Origin of the sequence: Lactiplantibacillus brownii (genome assembly GCF_031085375.1) — a bacterium.
GTDB lineage: Bacteria > Bacillota > Bacilli > Lactobacillales > Lactobacillaceae > Lactiplantibacillus > Lactiplantibacillus brownii.
Genome location: NZ_JAVCWF010000001.1, coordinates 1009594 through 1027211, shown reverse-complemented (window position 1 = coordinate 1027211; position 17618 = coordinate 1009594). Strand labels below are relative to the sequence as shown.

The window sequence follows — 17618 nt, the reverse complement described above, 5'->3', positions numbered from 1 at the left end:
GTTTTGCTGAAGAAACCACTTTTTCATCTCATCTCGTCAACGGCCAAAAATGCCTAAACAATTAAGCGAAAGAGATGAATAACGCCACTCATTTTGAAAATTCTAACGACAACATTTTTAAACTATTTAAGCACGGAAAACGTTGGCTAGTCTCAGTATCACAGTTACCAGGCTTGGCTATGACTTCAGGTAGTTTCAAATAATGGCCTTCACCGCTCGAAACTACCGCTAAAACGGCGCTTCACCAAGGTGTTTGATTGACATTTCCCTCAGCCATGTTATATTTAATGGCACTAACTAGAGAAGAGGCTAACGCATGGAAATCGGCACTAAAGTCACTTTTAAGCTCGATGGTCAAAATTTTACAGGCGAAATTGCTAAAGCCTACACGAATTCTTACATGATCACCTTTGAAAGCTCTGACCCTGAAATCGTGGATAAATATCACAACAAAGTAATCATTAGTCAAAAACAAGTTCAAGCGGTTCAATAACAAAAACGAGATCAGGGAAAATTCCTTGATCTCGTTTTTGTTATATCAGATATTTAACTAAAGGTTGAAAGACTCAAAAGCACCACAAATGTTGTAGTATCGGTAACCCATAAGTCTAAAGTAGACTCACCTAAATTTAGCGCTCCGTCAGTCAAAATCGGTGTGCTGTGGGGGGACGGCGCCAGCCAAGGTACGGTCTGACGCCTCAATTCCAAGCCGACAAAACACGTCTTTGAATTGCCCCGCGAGATTAGTCAGCCAAAAACGCCGATTAATCTCGCCGACACTACACACCGATTTTGACTGACTCCGCTAAGCATAAATAACTACTGACTTAGCTGGAGGTTGTTGCTGATAGCATCGGACGTGCAGGTAGTGTTTGACCGGCGTTCTTTTGCCGGCCTTACACCACGGACGGTCCGGGAGATTTGCGGATTTGGCAAAGTTTCCGGGCGAGGTTCAAGACGTTTCTATGGCTTGAACCGGTCCCTCGTCCGCATGTTATCGGCAACAACCGGAAGCGGCAGTAGTCGACTAGTTTTCATTACCGGATTGTTGACGTAGTGGTGCAGACCGGCAATTTTTAACTTTCAACCTTTAGATATTTAGCGTTAAACCAGCAACAAGGCTACTCTTGACCGGCTCAACCCATTTACTTTTTAACTTGCCGAAAACGCATGAGTGGTAGCCCAATTAGCGGCACTAATACGCCAGCTAAGATCGCCTCAGGCACCCCATTTGTGCCAACGATTCCAAGTAAATAGGGCATTAATTTGCTTAAATCGACCTGATAAAAACCTGCTGCCGTATGCCGATACAGCGTCCCAATTAACCCCAAAACCAAAATCGTGTTCGTTAAGGCCCCCACCACTCCTGCCACTAGGAGGCTTGGCGCTGGCTTTAAGTGACGCCGCAACCAGATGAAGGTCCAACCGGCAACTACCCCAATCAACACACGTGGCAAAACCGAAACCAGTGGATTGGTGAAGACTAATGGTGCCAACGCACTCGTTGGCGCCGTGAATGCGCGAATCCAGTCAATCAGTCCCCACGCACCACCAACAATTGCGCCATCTTTTGGCCCCAGCACAACGGCCGCAATAATAACCGTCACGTGAATCGTCGTCAAGCTCAAACCCAAAATCGGAATATAGCCGAAAAATGGTACCACATTTTGAATGATCACAATGGCAATTAAAACGGCCAAAACACTGATATGATACGCATTAGATCGTCGTTGCATCCGCAACCCCTCCCAAACCCTTACCGTATAGAATAAGCTTAATTATAACATGTTCCCAAAATAAAAAACGAGCCCAAAAATCGGCCCGCTTTAAAAATATTATTGATTTTCTTTTGCACGTAACCCTGCTCGAATTCGTGAGTGCCGGTAACTATAAGCAAAGTAGATAATAATCCCAATCGTGATCCAAATGCCAAACATGTGCCACGTGAAAGCTTGCAAATTAATCATCAAGTACAAGCAAGCTAAGAACGACACAACGGGTAAGACCGGATAGAATGGCACTTTGAATGAACTGTTGATTTGCTGCAACGTTTCATGTTTACGGAGGAAGACGACCCCGATTGAAACCATCGCAAACGCAAATAACGTCCCGATATTAACTAGTTCCGCAATTTTATCAAGTGGAATCACGGCAGCAAAGATACTAGCAATAATCCCAAAGATCCAAGTGCTTTTGACGGGAACTTTAGTCTTGGTGTTTAGACTTTGAAAGGCTTTTGGTAGTAAGCCATCCCGACTAATGGCAAAAAGTAACCGGGTCCCACCATATAACATGACGATCAATACCGTTGTCATCCCGACAACCGCACCGAGAGAAACAATCCCAGCGGCCCAGTTTTGATGAATCACTGCCAAGGCATAAGCAACTGGATCACCGACATTTAATTTTGTATAGTGCACGACACCGACCAACACCGCCGCCATCGCTACATACAAGATTGAAGCGACAATCAACGATCCGATAATACCGATTGGCATATCCCGCTTAGGATTTTTGACTTCTTCAGAAGCGGTTGAAACGGCATCAAAGCCAATATATGCGTAGAAAGCTAGTGACGCCCCTTTGACTAACCCATTCACCCCATGGGGCATGAATGGGTGGAAATTAGCCGGTTTGACGAAGAAAATCGCCACGCCGATAAAGAGGACAATCACTAATATTTTAACAATGACCATAATTGAATTAACCCGCGTGGATTCTTGAACGCCACCCACCAATAGCAATGAAATCGCTAAAACAACCACAAAAGCAATCAGATTAAAACCCGCATGCGGGGCACCGGCAGTTCCGGCCGCAGCGGCCAAAAACGCGGGTAATTTTAGGCCAAAACCACTAAGTAAATTTTGGAAATACGCTGACCAACTCACCGCAACAGACGAAACCGCAAATAAATATTCGGAAATTAAGGACCAACCGAGAATCCAAGCTAAAAATTCGCCAAAGACCGTATAGACGTATGTGTAGGCACTCCCAGCTAATGGAATCGTCGACGCAAACTCGGCATAACATAATGCCGCCAACGAACAAACCGCGGCTGCGATAACGAATGACAGCATCGCAGCGGGACCGGCATACTTTGCGGCAATGATCCCAGGCGTAATGAAAATCCCGGAACCAACAATCGCCCCGACTCCCATCATCGTTAAACTGAAGGCATCAAGGGACTTAGCTAAGCCACCTTGATTAAAACTCGCTGGGTTCACTGGTTTCTTGACCAGTAACCGCTGTGATTCTTTCATAGTAATGAGTGCCTCCTAATTGAATTCTTATTAATGCAACGAACTTAATTTTATGGACTTTCACCACATTAGTCAAGGATTTCTGATTATTTTTTTAAAAAAGGCAATTGAAAGCGTGTTAATTAGCACTTTTGCCTAATTTAGCCATTGTGGCCAAACTTTTCTAACCCCCCACGAGCCTAAATGAGAAAAAGGAAGCCAGCCCAACGGCTCGCTTCCTTTTTTAATCAATTTTTAATTCTAGATAAATTGAATCAATGACATTAAGATTGGGACGACGATAATAAACAAAACGGTACTGGTCGTAACCACGTTTGTCGCGTATTCCACGTCACCATGGGCTTCGTTCGCCAAAATTGGCAAAACAGCGAGCATTGGTGTGGCAGATTGAACGATCAACGTTTGTGAAGCCATGGTTGGGAAGTTAGCCCCCAAGTTACCAGCGACCATGATGACCGCAATCATCACGATTGGTGACAAGATGAATCGACCAATCAAGGCAACCACCGTATCTCGGTCAAACTTGATACTCCCTAACCCGGCATCCGCCAAAACGATCCCAATATAGATCAAGGATAACGGTGTCACTAAGTTACCAACGTAAGTTAACGTTGAATTAATGAAGGAAATCTTCAAAATTGGAATATTCAATAATAAGAAGACCAAGGCAACCAAGAACCCAACTAATGGCATTGGGATAACTTTCTTCCAGTCAATCTTATTGTGCGTCTTTTCCTTAGGCTTAGTTGGATCATCATTGGAGATCAAGAAGACCCCAAACGCCCAAGTTGAAACCGTGTTGACAATATAATAAACCAAGAAGTAAGTCATACTGTTCTCACCAAACAACGCAATGTTCAAAGGCAAGCCAATGAAGATGGTGTTGGCGTTGACGACCGCGTTAATAAAGATTCCTTTACGACCAGGACGGACCTTCATAATCTTGACTAACGCGAAGGCGATCACATAACCAATGATGACCGCTAAGAAAGCATAGGCTAAGTAGCCTGAAAATGATCCTAATTGACCACGTGTCAAGCGACTTAATACCGACACAAAGATTGAAGCCGGCAAAGCAATGTTCTTAATAAATTTTGAGATATTTCCCGCAAAACTATCGGCAAACCAACCGGTCCGACGTAAGATAAATCCAAGCACCATGATCAAAACGACCACGAGCACGCTTTGGATCGAATTCCATAAAACAGCCATGAGTTTTTATTCCCACTTTCAACATTTTTTTAAAACTAATCGATTCGCTTCTCTAATGCGACCACTACTATTTGTATTCTGGGACCCACTTCATGTCAGCAACTGCTTGCTTGGCACTCGCAATTGGTTCCTTGTTCAGCTTTTGGTCGAGCACACTTTGTGCCACAACTTCAGCTAACGTTTGTGAAAATTCTGTAATTTTAGCCACGGGTGGTAAAACTGCTGCCCCGGGCTTAGACGTATCCACGATGCCACCTAAAGCATGGCAAGCTGCGGATAAGGTTTCACTGTTCAAGACTTTGGCAGTCGCCGCAATCAAGCCGAAACCAAGACCTGGGTACATGAGGGCGTTGTTTCCTTGCCCGATTTGATATGTCACACCCTTGTATTCAACATCATCAGCTGGAATCCCAGTGGCGATCAAAGCACGGCCATCGGTCCATTTGATCAAATCTTCGGCCTTAGCTTCTGCTAATTTCGTCGGATTTGATAATGGGAAGATGATTGGTCGATCCGTATGGGCAGCCATTTCTTTAATAATACTTTCGGTAAAGGTACCTGGTTGAGTTGATGTCCCAATCATTACAGTTGGATGAACGGCTTTAACGACGGCTGCTAAATTAGTCAATTCGTCAGCGTTACTGAATTCGCTCCGTGAACGCGTAAATGCTTTTTGAGCTGGTGTTAAGTCTTCGGTGTCATCGAATAACAACCCTTGCTTATCAACCGCATAAAAATGTTGTTTGGCTTCAGCTTCAGTCAAGCCAGCTTGCATCAATTCGTCCATGATTTGATTGGCGATCCCCATGCCGGCAGTCCCAGCACCAAAGGATAAGATTTTTTGATCTTTAATGCTTTCCTTAGAAATGTTCAAAGCCCCTAGAATTCCGGCTAAAACGACCATCCCAGTACCTTGGATATCATCATTGAAAGTTGCAATCTTGTCCTTGTATTTGTCCAAAATGACTTGGGCATTTGAACGACCAAAATCTTCCCAATGTAAGAGTGATTCTGGGAATAACTTTTGTTCAGCAACAACGAATTTATCGATCACATCATAATATTGATCACCATAAACTCGTTTGTGACGATTTCCAAGATACATTGGATCATCCAATAATTTTTGGTTATTCGTCCCAGCATCGATACTAACTGGTAAGACTTGTGATGGGTCGATCCCGGCAGCAGCGGTGTAAACCATCAGCTTACCAACCGCGATATCTACCCCGTTGACACCCCAGTCACCCATCCCTAGAATACCTTCTGCATCCGTAACCACAACTAAGCGGATATCACGGCCTTCAGCAGCATTCTTCAAAGTAGCTTCAACGTCTTCTGGCGCATCAACTGAAACGAAAGCCGCATTTTGAGGATCTAAGAATAATTGATTGTATTGTTCGATGGAATCCGCAACAACCGGATCATATACGATTGGCATAAATTCCACGACGTGTTGGTCCATCAAATGATAGAACAATGTCCGATTTTCATTGAACAGATTCATTAAGAAAATCCGTTTTTCTAAGCGAGTTGCCTTACTTTGGAATTGCCCATAAGCTTGGGTCGTTTGTTCTTCAATGTTTTGTACGGCACTAGGTAACGTCCCAGTTAAACCTAATTGTTGACGTTCCGCTTTCGTGAACGCCGTCCCTTTATTTAAAAATGGGTTATTTAAAATTCGATCTGCAGTTTGAGTCATAATTAATTCCTCCATTTTTTATTTAATAAGTTAAGTGAATGAACTGATTGCTCTAACGGCTAACAGACTACCGTATCCCTGAACGTTCATCAAAGCTTTGCGCTTATCAATTTACAAACAACAGTTTAGCGCCCTAGAAAACATATAGTCAAATATGTGCTATGATATAAATAAAATTTATAAGGTTGCTAAAAACGCCTATTATAAAGGAGTTATCATGAACACAAAAGATTTAGACTATTTTCATCAATTAATTTTACAAAAAAACTTTTCAAAAGTGGCAACTTTTTTCAATGTCAGTCAGCCCACAATCACGACCGCCATTAAACGATTGGAAACTGAATTCAATACAAAATTAATTATTCGCGATCGAGTACATAACGAATTGAGCCCCACTGCTAGTGGTGAGCAGTTAGCAGAACACGCCGCGATCATTCTCCGTCAGCTAACGATTGCCAAACAAGAAATCCACAATTTAACTCAACAACAGATTGTGCTAGGTTTACCGCCAATTATTGAAAATCATTATTTTCCACAAATTGCGGCCAAACTAGCCGCTGCAGAACTGTTAGCGACGATTCAAACCGTCGAGGGTGGTTCAATTGCCCTGCGTGAAGCCGTTCGTAATGGGCGCGTCGACATGGCGTTATTAGGTTCGGTGGAACCCCTCTCCTATCAAACCTTGCTTGCTGAAGAGTTCGACCGCCAACCCTTTAGCATCTTCGTTTCACGTGAACATCCACTGGCCGGTAGAAAGCGACTCTACTTTAGTGAATTACGACACGAAAATTTTGTTTTCTTCAATAGTAATTTCGTGCATAATAATGCTTTTAACAAGCTGACCCGCCGCAATCACTTTCGTCCAAATATTGTTTTTAGATCCAATGACACCCATGTTTTAATGAAACTTATTGCCGAAAATGTCGGGGTGGGCTTTCTCACTAATGTCGTCGATCATTACAATGACAATGTTGTCCGCTTAGAACTGCTCGATGATGAACAGCCTGAATTCATCACGAGCATTGTTTACCGCACCTCCCATATTTTGACACCACCACAATTAAAGTTATTAGAAATTTTGCACAGCGCCTTGGAAACTGAGTAAACAGCACGCTGTGTTATAGTAGTGATAGGCACTTAGCCAGATTAGTAGGAGGAAACATCTTGGACAATGACACGTTAAAAACATACCTTGCTGACAACTCACAAGTGATTAGTATCTTTATGGATAAATGCACCGACTATTTGAACAAACAAAATATGGATCGCTTACCCGCTCGCCGTTTTAATGACGCTGAAATCAATCGTCAAGCTGATAAAATGTTGGATGAAGTCATCGAAAATATCCGTGGCAAAATCGTGCCCCACACACGCGAACAAACACCAAAAGCGTGGGCGGCTTTTCTCAGTGAAAATGACGTTTTAGACGACTTAGAACTCTCCATGACGGAACTATCTTTCGAACAAGAAGATTAAAATCACCCGGTAAACTGTCTCGTCAGTTAGGGGTGACCTTAAAGGCAACAGTCAATCGGCTGTTGCCTTTTTGCATACCACGCTTTAGTAATCGCTACTGTTTAAATAAATTTACGAATTAGCGTAAGAATTACTTGTGTAAACGACCAAGTGCGTCCATAATACTGGTATGCACCAATTTGGAAAATTTTTATCAGGAGAATGAAACATGTCTAACCAACCGGTAGCAGTGGCAACTCTGTACTTTAAGTTGCGAAATGATGACGGTTACTATCAGCTTCGGTGTGAAACTGGCCCTCAGCGGTTAATTGTTCACGAGACCCGCTGGCCAACGCTAAAACATTGGTTTTCGGCCAGTTACTGGCACACCCATTTTTCCATTGATCGCCAAACGCTCCCACCACTCGTCAAAGAATTGATGGGGCTAGTACAGCCTTGGCCGACTCGCAGTGAACCACTGACGCAGTCCCCAATCACAAAGATCGAATGGGAAATCGGGCTGTCACTTGAAAGTCATTACCGAAGCAGTCAGCAAGTTTCAAATGGGACCCTGCGGCACGCGACCGACTACGTTCATCGTAGTGGCAAAGGCGCCGTACCACCCGAGTTTCAGCAATTATTAACGTTAATTACAGCTCATCGTTCGCAGCAGTAATTGACCAATGCTCCTCATCATTTGATGGGGAGTTTTTTTGTTAAAAAAAGCCCAGGGCGATGGTCCCAGGCTAGAAAATCGTTCTATTTATAAACTCAGCTTGCTGTTCCGGTTGGTCTGCCTCACAGCGAACATCTTAGTCAACAGAAACGGATAATTAATAATTCGTTTCAATCAGGATGGGAATAACGATTCAATGAATCGAATCCCGACCATCATGCCGTTTGAACCTCGTTATGAATTAGCCAGGCCTTGGTAAATCTTGGTTAGATTCCAGTGCATCATCTGATAATAGGTGGCACCAGTCGACCCAGCCGCTCCCAACGAATCTGTATACAAAGTCGCCTTGATCGGCAAGTCGGTTTCCTGTGATAGCTTTTGCATCGACTTGGGTGACACCGAGGTCTCCACAAATAGATTTTTCACATTGGACTGTCGAATCTTTTTCACCACGGCTTGCATTTGTTCGGGGGTGCCTTGTGATTCAGTATTGACTTCCCATATATAAGCCGCCTGAATCTGATACGCCGCTGCAAAATATTTAAACGCCCCTTCAGAAGTGACTAATAAACGTTGATTGGCTGGTAATTTTGCAAATTTTGCTTGCGAACTTTGATGTAATTTCGCCAACTTGGCCTGATAGGCTCGGGCATTCTTCTGATAAAATGCCGCGTTTTCGGGGTCCTTTTGCTGTAACACTCGACTGATTGTCTCAACGTATTGTTGCCCATTGGCTAAATCCAACCAAGCATGAGGATCGGCTTCATGTCGATTCGTCGTTAGATAGCGAACCGTTACTCCCTGGCTGGCCGCAAAGACGTCCTCATCAAAATCTTTTTTTGAAGCTTTGACCAACTTTTTAAACCAGCCGTTGCCGCCCGTTTCAAGCTGTAAACCGTTATAGAAAACCACATCAGCATCCGCAGTAGCGGTAATATCTGTGGGTTGTGGCTCGTATTCGTGGGGATCCGTTCCCCGTTTCACGATTGAGTAAGCCGTCACTTTGTCGCCACCAACTTGTTTCACCATGTCGTCTATGATCGAATTGGTACTAACCACCCGCAAGTTACCGGGCTGCCTAGTCGTCTCCGCTTCAACTTGCTGGCGTTGTTGCAGAAATAGCGCCACGCCACTGATCATGAGAATCACTGCCAACACGGCAACGAAATTCTTTTTCATGCTGGCACCTGCCTTGGCCGCCGTAAATTGGTGAACAGCGCTTGTTTAGGCGAAATCAAGAATGAAATACCGAAGATAATCGCTGCAATCAACACAATTGCCGGACCCGAAGCCCAGTTCAAGGTATAACTAAAGTACAAACCGATCACCGCAGCGACAGCACCAATCGTCGCAGCTAAAACTAACATCGTCGCCAACTTATCCGTCCACAAAAACGCCGTGGCAGCTGGCGTAATAAGCATCGCAACCACCAGAATAATCCCAACCGTCTGTAAGGCTGACACCGTGACGAGCGTCAAAACTAGCATTAGGGCATAGTGCAATAGTTGGACTTTTAAGCCATAGGTCTTGGCAAACGTCGCGTCAAACGAGGTCACTAGGAGTTCCTTGTAGAAAAAGACGACAAAGAGGATCACCAAGCCCAGCACCACCGTTGTGGTCATGATATCCGTATCGCTCACGGCCAGAATATTACCAAATAAAATGTGATGTAAATTCGTGGCACTCTCTGCAAGCGAGATTAGAATAAACCCTAACGCGTAAAATGCCGAAAATACGATACCGATTGACGTATCTGTTTTTAACTTACTATGACTAGCCACAAATCCGATCAATCCGGCAGCTAGGAGGCCAAAAACTGACGCACCAATCAACACATTTATCCCTAACATGTATGCTACGGCCACCCCAGGCAATACGGCATGTGAGATAGCGTCCCCCATCATAGACATTCCGCGTAAAATAATGAAACAGCCGATAATACCGGACATCACCCCGACCATAATCGCCGTTATCAAGGCACTTTGTAGAAAATCATAACGTCCGAGTGCGGCCACAAAAGTCGTAATCGTTGTCATAACGCACCCTCCTCGGCACCCGTAAACAGTACCTTTGAAAGATCCTTACTGAAAGTTTTCGCAATATTGGCAGGTCGATACACCTCAGCCACCGTGCCCGCATCCACAATGCCATGGTTCAAGATCACCAAATCGTCAAAGTAACGTGATACTTTATTTAAATCATGATGGACCACGATAATCGTTTTACCAGCGTCACGCCACTGTTTCAAAATCGTCATAATGGCGGCCTCACTTTGGAGATCAATCCCGACAAAGGGTTCATCCAAAATAATAATTTCTGCCTGTTGCACAATCGCACGCGCTACGAAAACGCGTTGCAATTGGCCACCAGATAAATTGCCAATTTGACGATCAGCAAATTCACTTAGACCGACTTGTGCCAGCGCGGCTAAACTCGCTGCCCGTTCCGCTTTTCCGGGTCGCCGAAATAATCCTAATTGACCATAAGTTCCCGTAAGAACGACCTCAAACACCGTAATCGGGAACGATAAATCTAGATCCTTCCGTTGTTCGACATAGGCTAATTGACACTGCATTTGTTTAAGCGGCCGACCACCATACGTCGTCGTACCTGTTTGTGCGTTAATCAAGCCAAGCATAGCCTTGATCAACGTTGATTTACCCGCACCGTTGGGACCAATGATTCCAGTAATCTTGCCGGTGTTAAAGTGAACGGCAACATCAGTTAAAACTGGTGTGTCATCGTAAGCCACGGTCAGGTTCTGAATGTCTAACATTGTTGAGCCCTCCGTTTATCCTAAGTTACTAACCATCTTAATTGTCATTCTAACTGATAATTAACTACTATGCAAATAATTGTTAGGCAGTGTTGACTTTATTTGTAAACCAATATAATTCAAATTAATTAATTTTATGAACATGGGTTTGTAAGCGTAAATCTTGGCGTCACTTCGGTTTTCTCTGCTAAACTATTTAAAATTAACTTGGAGGAATCTACTATGCCAATTAGTCTTGGACAAGCTTTAACGTCACGTAACTTAATCAGCACACTCAACGGCTGGTTCATGGGAATCACTACGGTCCTCTACTTGGGACTCGCTTTTAGTGTGACTTGGACGAGAACCACGCTTCTCGTCGTCCTAGCCTCCTATCTGCAATGGGGGTTAGTCCATTTTGCAAAATGTAAGCGCCCTCAATTTATCGAAAAGCAGTTATCTTTACCTTTAAAATCAACCCTATCAAATTTGGCCATATTGTCGGCAGTCCTAATGGCGCTTGGCTATGCCACAATTTTGTTGTTCACCGGTCGACCAAGCTGGCGACTGTTGCAACAAGTCATACTCGCTGCACTCATTTGCGGTTGTTTATTGGGGGCCAACTTGATTGTCTTAAAGAAACTGTTTCAACACCCAGCACATTGAGACACCTCACCAAAGGATCGCATGGTTCACTAATGACGATCCTTTTTTAGTCTAAAAAAGTCGCCCATAGTTTGCACTATCAGCGACTAAAATTTAACAATTTAATTTTCAATTATAGTGGTGTAGCATATCATATTCATAAATATCCGTTTAACTTGCCGTTCCGGTTGGTCTGGATTGATGCTGGAACGTGGTGGCCACGTTTGCGAGCCAAAGTGCGGTCTCACAAGCCGGGCTTTTCCTAAGCTGGAAGTTCACCATCAGTCGAAACGTGTTCGGTCCAACTGCGCCCTCCGCTTGCTACGCCATCACAACCACTCGGAAAACCATCGAGTAATTGTGGTGGCTGGGCAATGCTCAGGAGCAACCCGTTGGTCCTCACACTCTAAAAAATTTCACCACTGAGCATCATCCAGCCCGCCCTGCACTAATCAGTGATCTTTAATATTAATCGAATTTTAAGGATATTAAGATTACCGGTGCTTTGATCACAACCACTATTTAACGTCGAAGTGGATCAGCGCGTTTGCCGTGTTGAGGCACTTAGCTGGGCGGTTTTACCTAGGTTAGTTCTGTCCGACTTTTTTAAAACGTGGGCTTTTGGCTTGAAAGCGCCCTGCAGGCTGTTCTTGAGCTGGCAAGGCTACCCCTCACAGTAAAACGCGCTGATGGAGACGGACACTTAATGTCTTATATTAGGCTACAATGCACTAGATTAAAACGGTCACCGTTGCCGCACCTAAAATTAAGATTAAGCCTAGGACAGTTACTTGCATTTCGCGACGCGTTTTCTTTTGCGCTAAGAACCAGATTCCAGTTAAAGTCGCTAGTACGACTGAGGTCTGTGACAAGATAAAACCAGTCGCTAATCCATTCATATCCGGCTGAGCGGAGATCAAGTAAGTTAGTGCCGCAAAAGCAAAGAAGAAACCGGAGAAAATATGTTTATATGAAATGCTTTCCGTAATCGCAGCTTTCTCACCTCGCAAGCTCAAAAAGATGGCATAAACCACACTGGCCAGTAACATTCCAATCGCTTGTGGCAAGAAAGCATGCACTCCATCAATATTAGTGGCCTGTGGCGCAGCGGAATAGGCCCAGTAGCCAAGTTCACCAACCGCTAACCAAAGGACTGCCCGACGTAGCATTTGACGATTGCCAGAATCCTTTTTCTCTGCCCAGACCGTTAACGTCGCCCCGATAATAATGAAAATCAAGGCTAAAGCACCCAAAATTTTTGCAGTGTTCCCTGGCCAATCTCCTAGGGCAAAAACACCCCATAAGGACGCTCCCAATAATTGAAAGGCAGTCGTAATTGGCATTGCTCGCGATGAACCGACCATCCCGAAGACTTTAAAGGTCACGATTTGGGCACTCGCCCAGCCGATTCCTGAAATAATTGAAAAAACTAAGTCGGTCCCAGTGGGGAAGGCTAGTCCTTGAATTAAGGCTAAAACTAAGGCAAAGATCAAGGTTCCTAAAGTTGACCCTAGGATTTGGTTCACTGGACGACCACCGATTTTTGAAGCAATCGTGGGATATAAGCCCCAGCCAAGCAGCGGTCCTAAACCAATGAGTAATGCGGTTGCGTTCATTTTAAATTTCCTCCTCTAGCTTATCTCACACCGTGTTACTTAGAATGTGACGCCACTTTCCAATTGGATGTTCGCGTAAGGCGTCATTTCCCCCGTCCGCACAAAGGCTCGGCACTTAGCTAAGTCTTGTTTCATTTCACGATGCGGGATAAACGTGATGGGCGTCTCTGGTAACCTTTTTTGAATTTGTTTTAGCATCGCTGGATTTTCCGTTTTGATTTCTTCTGCCAAATAGATTCGTTGTACTTCAAGTTCTGCCAATACGTTGTTAAGAACTTGCATAAAGCTTGGAATGCCATTTTGGACGGCCAGATCAATTTTTTCAGTCCCCATCGGAACCGGCATCCCAGCATCTCCAATACTTAATCGATCAAAGTGCCCCATTTGAGAAATGACCCGTGACAGATCAGAATTAATTACAGTCCCTTTTTTCATTGTTTACGCCTCATCTTTCGTCATTAGTTCGTTGCGATAGGGAATCGATGGTTGAGCACCAAAGCGTTGTACAGCTAACGAAGAGGCTAAATTACCATAACGAATCGCAGCTTCCAAGTTACTGAAATCAGGATTTAAAGCACTACTCATGGCGCCAATAAACGTGTCCCCAGCAGAAGTCGTATCCACGGCTTTAACTTTAAAAGCTGGAATAATACCGTGCCGACCAGCAACATCATAGAAGGCCCCTTTACTCCCAATCGTAATGATGACCGCCGCAATTCCCAACGCATGTAGTTTGGCCGCTGCTGCTTGCATGCTGGCTTCATCGGTCACGTGAATCCCAGTTAAAGTTTCGGTTTCAGTTTCATTTGGAACGATCATATCCGTTACCGCTAACAACTCAGCAGGAACCTTTGCCATTGCTGGTGCTGGATTCAAAATAGTCGTTACACCAGCTGATCGGGCCACTTTAAACCCGGCAATTGTGGATTTGACAGCGCTTTCAAATTGAGCAACCAGTAAATCACTTTCTTTGATTAACGCCGCTTTAGCTTGCACATACTCGGGGGTAAACGCCTCATTAGCACCGGCATGGATCATGATCTGATTTTCGCCAGCATCATCAACGGTCACATAGGCTTGACCAGTTGCTAAATTCGCAATAGTTTGAATACCGGTCAAATTGATCTCTTCTTGACCTAGCAGATCTAACATAACCTTACCAGCATCATCGTCACCGACTGCGCCAATGAAGTTCGTGGTCGCACCAGACCGTTTAGCTGCGACCGCTTGGTTCGCACCCTTACCACCGCCAGCTGAAAAAATTTCTTTTGTATGAATCGTTTCGCCAGGTTTAGGCATATTTTTAACCCGGATCGTCCGGTCTAAATTAATACTTCCGATAACTGTGACTGTTTTCATTTGTTTTCCCTCCAGTTGCTAAATAAAGCGGATACATTTTTGTTAAAACGTTTTAGTAAAACGTTTTAACTCGATGACAAAAATATAACACGTCTTGAATCTTAATTCAAGCGTGCGGTTGAATTTCTTTTAATTAATTTAACTGGTAACCGTTTCTCAATCCAGGCCTGGTCTGGATTCTGAATACGATTCAATAATAATTTGGCGGTCGTTTGACCAAGTTCAAAGATTGGTTGCGCCACCGTCGTTAAGGGTGGGAATACATAGCGACTCATTTCAACATTATCATAACCAACAATGCTGTAATCATCCGGTACTCGTTTACCGGCCGCGACCAACCCATGATAGAGTCCAAAAGCAATCTCATCACTGACCGTAATTGCTGCCGTTGCTGGCGAGGCTAACAAGGCTTTGGCGGCGCCATCACCAGCTGCTTTGGTCAAATCGGTATCAATAAGTGTTAACGCCTGACGATTGTACACGGTCTCAATTCCTGCCAAGCGCGCCTGGATGTTGGCAGTTGGCTTTGCTGGGAGTAAGACTGCCACTTGTTGATGCCCTAATGCCTGAAGATGTTGCGCTGCCAAGCGTCCCCCCATTCGATCATCGCTCATGACAGCATCACTCATTCCAGCAGCTTGTTTTTGATCTAACACCACTAACGGTTGGTGCTGACTTTGCCAAACGGTTCGTATCGCTTCATTGGGAATGGCCGAACTCGCGATAATAAAACCATCAACACCACGGTGACTGAGTTCCGTCAAATAGGCCTGTTCTTTGACGACATCTGAGTCAGCGGTACAGAGCATTGTAATAAAATTCTCTTGATACAAAATAGTTTCAACACCGCGAACTAGTTCACTAAAAAATGGATTTGTAATGTCCGGCACCAAAACGCCAATTGTTTTACTTTTTTTCACAATCATTCGACGCGCAAAGTAGTCTGCCTGATAATGTAAGTCATTTTTGGCAGTCTGTACTTTTTCGATTGTTGCCTTGCTAAATCGACCACCATTACTGTTTAAAATTTGCGACACGGTTGTAATTGAAACGCCAGCGCGTTGTGCAACGTCCCTAATCGTAATCTTTTTATTTGTCATCGATTATAATTCCCCTTATATTAGCTGTTATCATTGTATACCAGATTGTCAGCCCTGCCCACTGACACTATTCTAAATAAACCGAGAAGCCACTGAGGGTTTCTCGGTTTATTTAGATGGCAGTCTCTAACTTCGACTTGAAAGTTTCTTGCAAACGAAAGGCCCTAATTAATCGATTTTATCCTCGCTATTTTTGCTTAAAGCTGCCCGTGACCATCGCTTAACCGTTCACTGGTTGTTTCCACATGGCCTCAAGCATAGCCAAAATTTCATCAAATGGAACCTGGATTGGATCAATCGTCCGATTATTGACGGCTTGCACGTAATTAATAATCGTCGTATAGCCAATCGATAATAAGACCCTGGGATCTGTGCGACGAATTTCACCAGTTACCATGCCGTGTTTGACTAGTGCCGTGATCCGATCAAAATCTAATGTCGCTTCTTCCGCAGAAATATCAACTTGCTTCATAATAGGTGAATTTTCGTACTGAATCATGACGTCAATGGCAATTGGTTCATCGAGTGCAAATTGATAGATAATCCGGGCGTATAATCGCATCGCTGCCGTGACGGTTGGCTGATCCGTAAAATGAGCTAACAGGTAATTATTAATCAGATTTTTTTGCGTTAAGAAAGTCTGCTTAAGCAAATCATCTTTATTATGAAAGTACAGGTAAATGTTTGATTGTGAAATTCCCACGCGCCGGGCCACTTGCGGCATCGTGATGCTGACAATCCCACGATCAATAATCATCTTCGCAACAGTATCAATGATTTCTTGTGGTCGCTGTTCATTTTTCTTTTTCATGTTTCAATTATAAAAGAATATCTATTCTTAGTCAACATTGGAAATTATTAGTAATTATCAGTTGACAAAGAAAGGTCTTTCTTTTATAGTGTGTACACGCTCAACAACTCAAAAAAATAATTAGTTCGACGAGGAGAAAAAATGACAAATCAAGTTGCTTTAATTACAGGTGCTTCATCTGGAATGGGAAAGGCCGCTGCCATCCGCTTTCATCAAGCTGGCTACACAGTGTATGCCGGTGCACGCCGCCTTGATCGGATGGCTGATTTAGCCGCACAAGGTATTCATACCCTTAAACTGGATGTGACGCTACCAGCTTCGAATCAGGCCTTTGTTCAGGCAGCGCTAGATCATGAAGGTCGCATTGATGTTTTGATCAATGACGCGGGTTATGGCTCCATGGGGGCCATTGAAGATGTGGCACCCGCTGAAGCCAGACGTCAATTTGATGTCAACGTTTTTGGCGCAGCCAATCTTATTCAACTAGTTCTCCCAACAATGCGACGCCAACATGCTGGAAAAATCGTCAATAACTCTTCCATTGGTGGTCAACTGTATTCCTCATTAGGGGGCTGGTACTATGCCTCAAAACACGCTTTAGAAGCTTTGAGTGATTCTTTACGTTTGGAAGTTAAGGACTTTAGCATTGATGTCATGATCATTGAACCAGGTGGTACCGCAACGAACTGGCAACAAACCGCAGTTGACCACATGTTAGCAGCCACACCAAAAGATTCCGCATACCGCAAAATGGTAGAAACCTATGCCTTGGGAACGTGGCATTTTAAAGCAACTGGCGACGATATTGCTCAGTTAATGCTGAAGGCCGTGACAGCACGACATCCCAAAACACGCTATCAATTAACGCTAATGGATACCCTAGCCGTGGTAGCGGCGCGAAAGTTATCTTATAAGATGTTCGATCGTGGCATGCGGTTAGCCACACGATTAGGGGCTCATAGTAACCACAATCAGGAACGATCTGCTGAAAGTCAACAAAATTAAGCTAATGACTGCTAATTTTCAGCCA

At 44.1% G+C, this 17618-nt stretch carries 18 protein-coding genes; 6 read left to right on the top strand and 12 right to left on the bottom strand.

The window, feature by feature from the left end:
- Nucleotides 1-316: 316 nt before the first annotated feature.
- Entirely contained in the window at nucleotides 317-493 is a 177-nt protein-coding gene (locus RA086_RS04490; RefSeq protein ID WP_308702688.1) for a hypothetical protein, read from the top strand.
- A gap of 652 nt (nucleotides 494-1145) precedes the next feature.
- Here RA086_RS04490 and RA086_RS04485 read toward each other — a convergent pair.
- The 4 genes from RA086_RS04485 to RA086_RS04470 form a co-directional block, all read right to left on the bottom strand.
- Entirely contained in the window at nucleotides 1146-1736 is a 591-nt protein-coding gene (locus RA086_RS04485; RefSeq protein WP_308702687.1) for an ECF transporter S component, read from the bottom strand.
- A 99-nt stretch (nucleotides 1737-1835) separates the two neighbouring features.
- Complete coding sequence (locus RA086_RS04480) at nucleotides 1836-3260, bottom strand: amino acid permease (RefSeq protein WP_308702686.1); 1425 nt, start codon at nucleotides 3258-3260, stop codon at nucleotides 1836-1838.
- Between the two features lie 240 nt (nucleotides 3261-3500).
- The gene (locus RA086_RS04475; RefSeq protein ID WP_308702685.1) at nucleotides 3501-4472 is read right to left on the bottom strand and encodes an AEC family transporter; all 972 of its coding nucleotides are present in this window, start codon (nucleotides 4470-4472) and stop codon (nucleotides 3501-3503) included.
- 67 nt (nucleotides 4473-4539) lie between these two features.
- Complete coding sequence (locus RA086_RS04470) at nucleotides 4540-6171, bottom strand: malolactic enzyme (RefSeq protein WP_308702684.1); 1632 nt, start codon at nucleotides 6169-6171, stop codon at nucleotides 4540-4542.
- 217 nt (nucleotides 6172-6388) lie between these two features.
- Here RA086_RS04470 and RA086_RS04465 point away from each other — a divergent pair, with 217 nt between their 5' ends.
- From RA086_RS04465 to RA086_RS04455, 3 genes are all read left to right on the top strand, one after another.
- A complete protein-coding gene (locus RA086_RS04465; RefSeq protein WP_308702683.1) occupies nucleotides 6389-7276 on the top strand; it encodes a LysR substrate-binding domain-containing protein in 888 nt (295 codons plus the stop codon).
- 59 nt (nucleotides 7277-7335) lie between these two features.
- The gene (locus tag RA086_RS04460; RefSeq protein WP_308702682.1) at nucleotides 7336-7647 is read left to right on the top strand and encodes a hypothetical protein; all 312 of its coding nucleotides are present in this window, start codon (nucleotides 7336-7338) and stop codon (nucleotides 7645-7647) included.
- 208 nt (nucleotides 7648-7855) lie between these two features.
- Nucleotides 7856-8302, top strand: a complete 447-nt coding sequence (locus RA086_RS04455; RefSeq protein WP_308702681.1) for a hypothetical protein — start codon at nucleotides 7856-7858, stop codon at nucleotides 8300-8302.
- 234 nt (nucleotides 8303-8536) lie between these two features.
- Here RA086_RS04455 and RA086_RS04450 read toward each other — a convergent pair whose 3' ends face one another.
- The 3 genes from RA086_RS04450 to RA086_RS04440 are packed head-to-tail and all read right to left on the bottom strand — an operon-like array spanning nucleotide 8537 to nucleotide 11078.
- The gene (locus RA086_RS04450; RefSeq protein WP_308702680.1) at nucleotides 8537-9481 is read right to left on the bottom strand and encodes a metal ABC transporter solute-binding protein, Zn/Mn family; all 945 of its coding nucleotides are present in this window, start codon (nucleotides 9479-9481) and stop codon (nucleotides 8537-8539) included.
- Nucleotides 9478-10338: a metal ABC transporter permease gene (locus RA086_RS04445; RefSeq protein WP_308702679.1), complete on the bottom strand. Its 861-nt coding sequence runs from the start codon at nucleotides 10336-10338 to the stop codon at nucleotides 9478-9480. Before RA086_RS04445 ends, RA086_RS04450 begins: the two co-directional genes overlap by 4 nt.
- Complete coding sequence (locus tag RA086_RS04440; protein ID WP_308702678.1) at nucleotides 10335-11078, bottom strand: metal ABC transporter ATP-binding protein; 744 nt, start codon at nucleotides 11076-11078, stop codon at nucleotides 10335-10337. The genes RA086_RS04445 and RA086_RS04440 overlap by 4 nt, the downstream gene beginning before the upstream one ends.
- A gap of 222 nt (nucleotides 11079-11300) precedes the next feature.
- Here RA086_RS04440 and RA086_RS04435 point away from each other — a divergent pair, with 222 nt between their 5' ends.
- Nucleotides 11301-11723 carry a hypothetical protein gene (locus RA086_RS04435; protein WP_308702677.1) on the top strand — a complete coding sequence of 141 codons (423 nt, stop codon included), beginning with the start codon at nucleotides 11301-11303 and terminating at the stop codon, nucleotides 11721-11723.
- 710 nt (nucleotides 11724-12433) lie between these two features.
- Here RA086_RS04435 and rbsU read toward each other — a convergent pair.
- The 5 genes from rbsU to RA086_RS04410 form a co-directional block, all read right to left on the bottom strand.
- A complete protein-coding gene (gene rbsU, locus RA086_RS04430) occupies nucleotides 12434-13318 on the bottom strand; it encodes a ribose/proton symporter RbsU (RefSeq protein ID WP_308702676.1) in 885 nt (294 codons plus the stop codon).
- A gap of 39 nt (nucleotides 13319-13357) precedes the next feature.
- A complete protein-coding gene (gene rbsD, locus RA086_RS04425; RefSeq protein WP_308702675.1) occupies nucleotides 13358-13753 on the bottom strand; it encodes a D-ribose pyranase in 396 nt (131 codons plus the stop codon).
- Nucleotides 13754-13756: 3 nt separating this feature from the next.
- Complete coding sequence (gene rbsK, locus RA086_RS04420; RefSeq protein WP_308702674.1) at nucleotides 13757-14677, bottom strand: ribokinase; 921 nt, start codon at nucleotides 14675-14677, stop codon at nucleotides 13757-13759.
- Between the two features lie 101 nt (nucleotides 14678-14778).
- Nucleotides 14779-15777 carry a ribose utilization transcriptional repressor RbsR gene (gene rbsR, locus RA086_RS04415; RefSeq protein WP_308702673.1) on the bottom strand — a complete coding sequence of 333 codons (999 nt, stop codon included), beginning with the start codon at nucleotides 15775-15777 and terminating at the stop codon, nucleotides 14779-14781.
- 220 nt (nucleotides 15778-15997) lie between these two features.
- Complete coding sequence (locus RA086_RS04410) at nucleotides 15998-16588, bottom strand: TetR/AcrR family transcriptional regulator (RefSeq protein WP_308702672.1); 591 nt, start codon at nucleotides 16586-16588, stop codon at nucleotides 15998-16000.
- Between the two features lie 141 nt (nucleotides 16589-16729).
- Here RA086_RS04410 and RA086_RS04405 point away from each other — a divergent pair, with 141 nt between their 5' ends.
- Complete coding sequence (locus RA086_RS04405; protein WP_308702671.1) at nucleotides 16730-17593, top strand: oxidoreductase; 864 nt, start codon at nucleotides 16730-16732, stop codon at nucleotides 17591-17593.
- The last annotated feature ends 25 nt before the right edge of the window (nucleotides 17594-17618 follow it).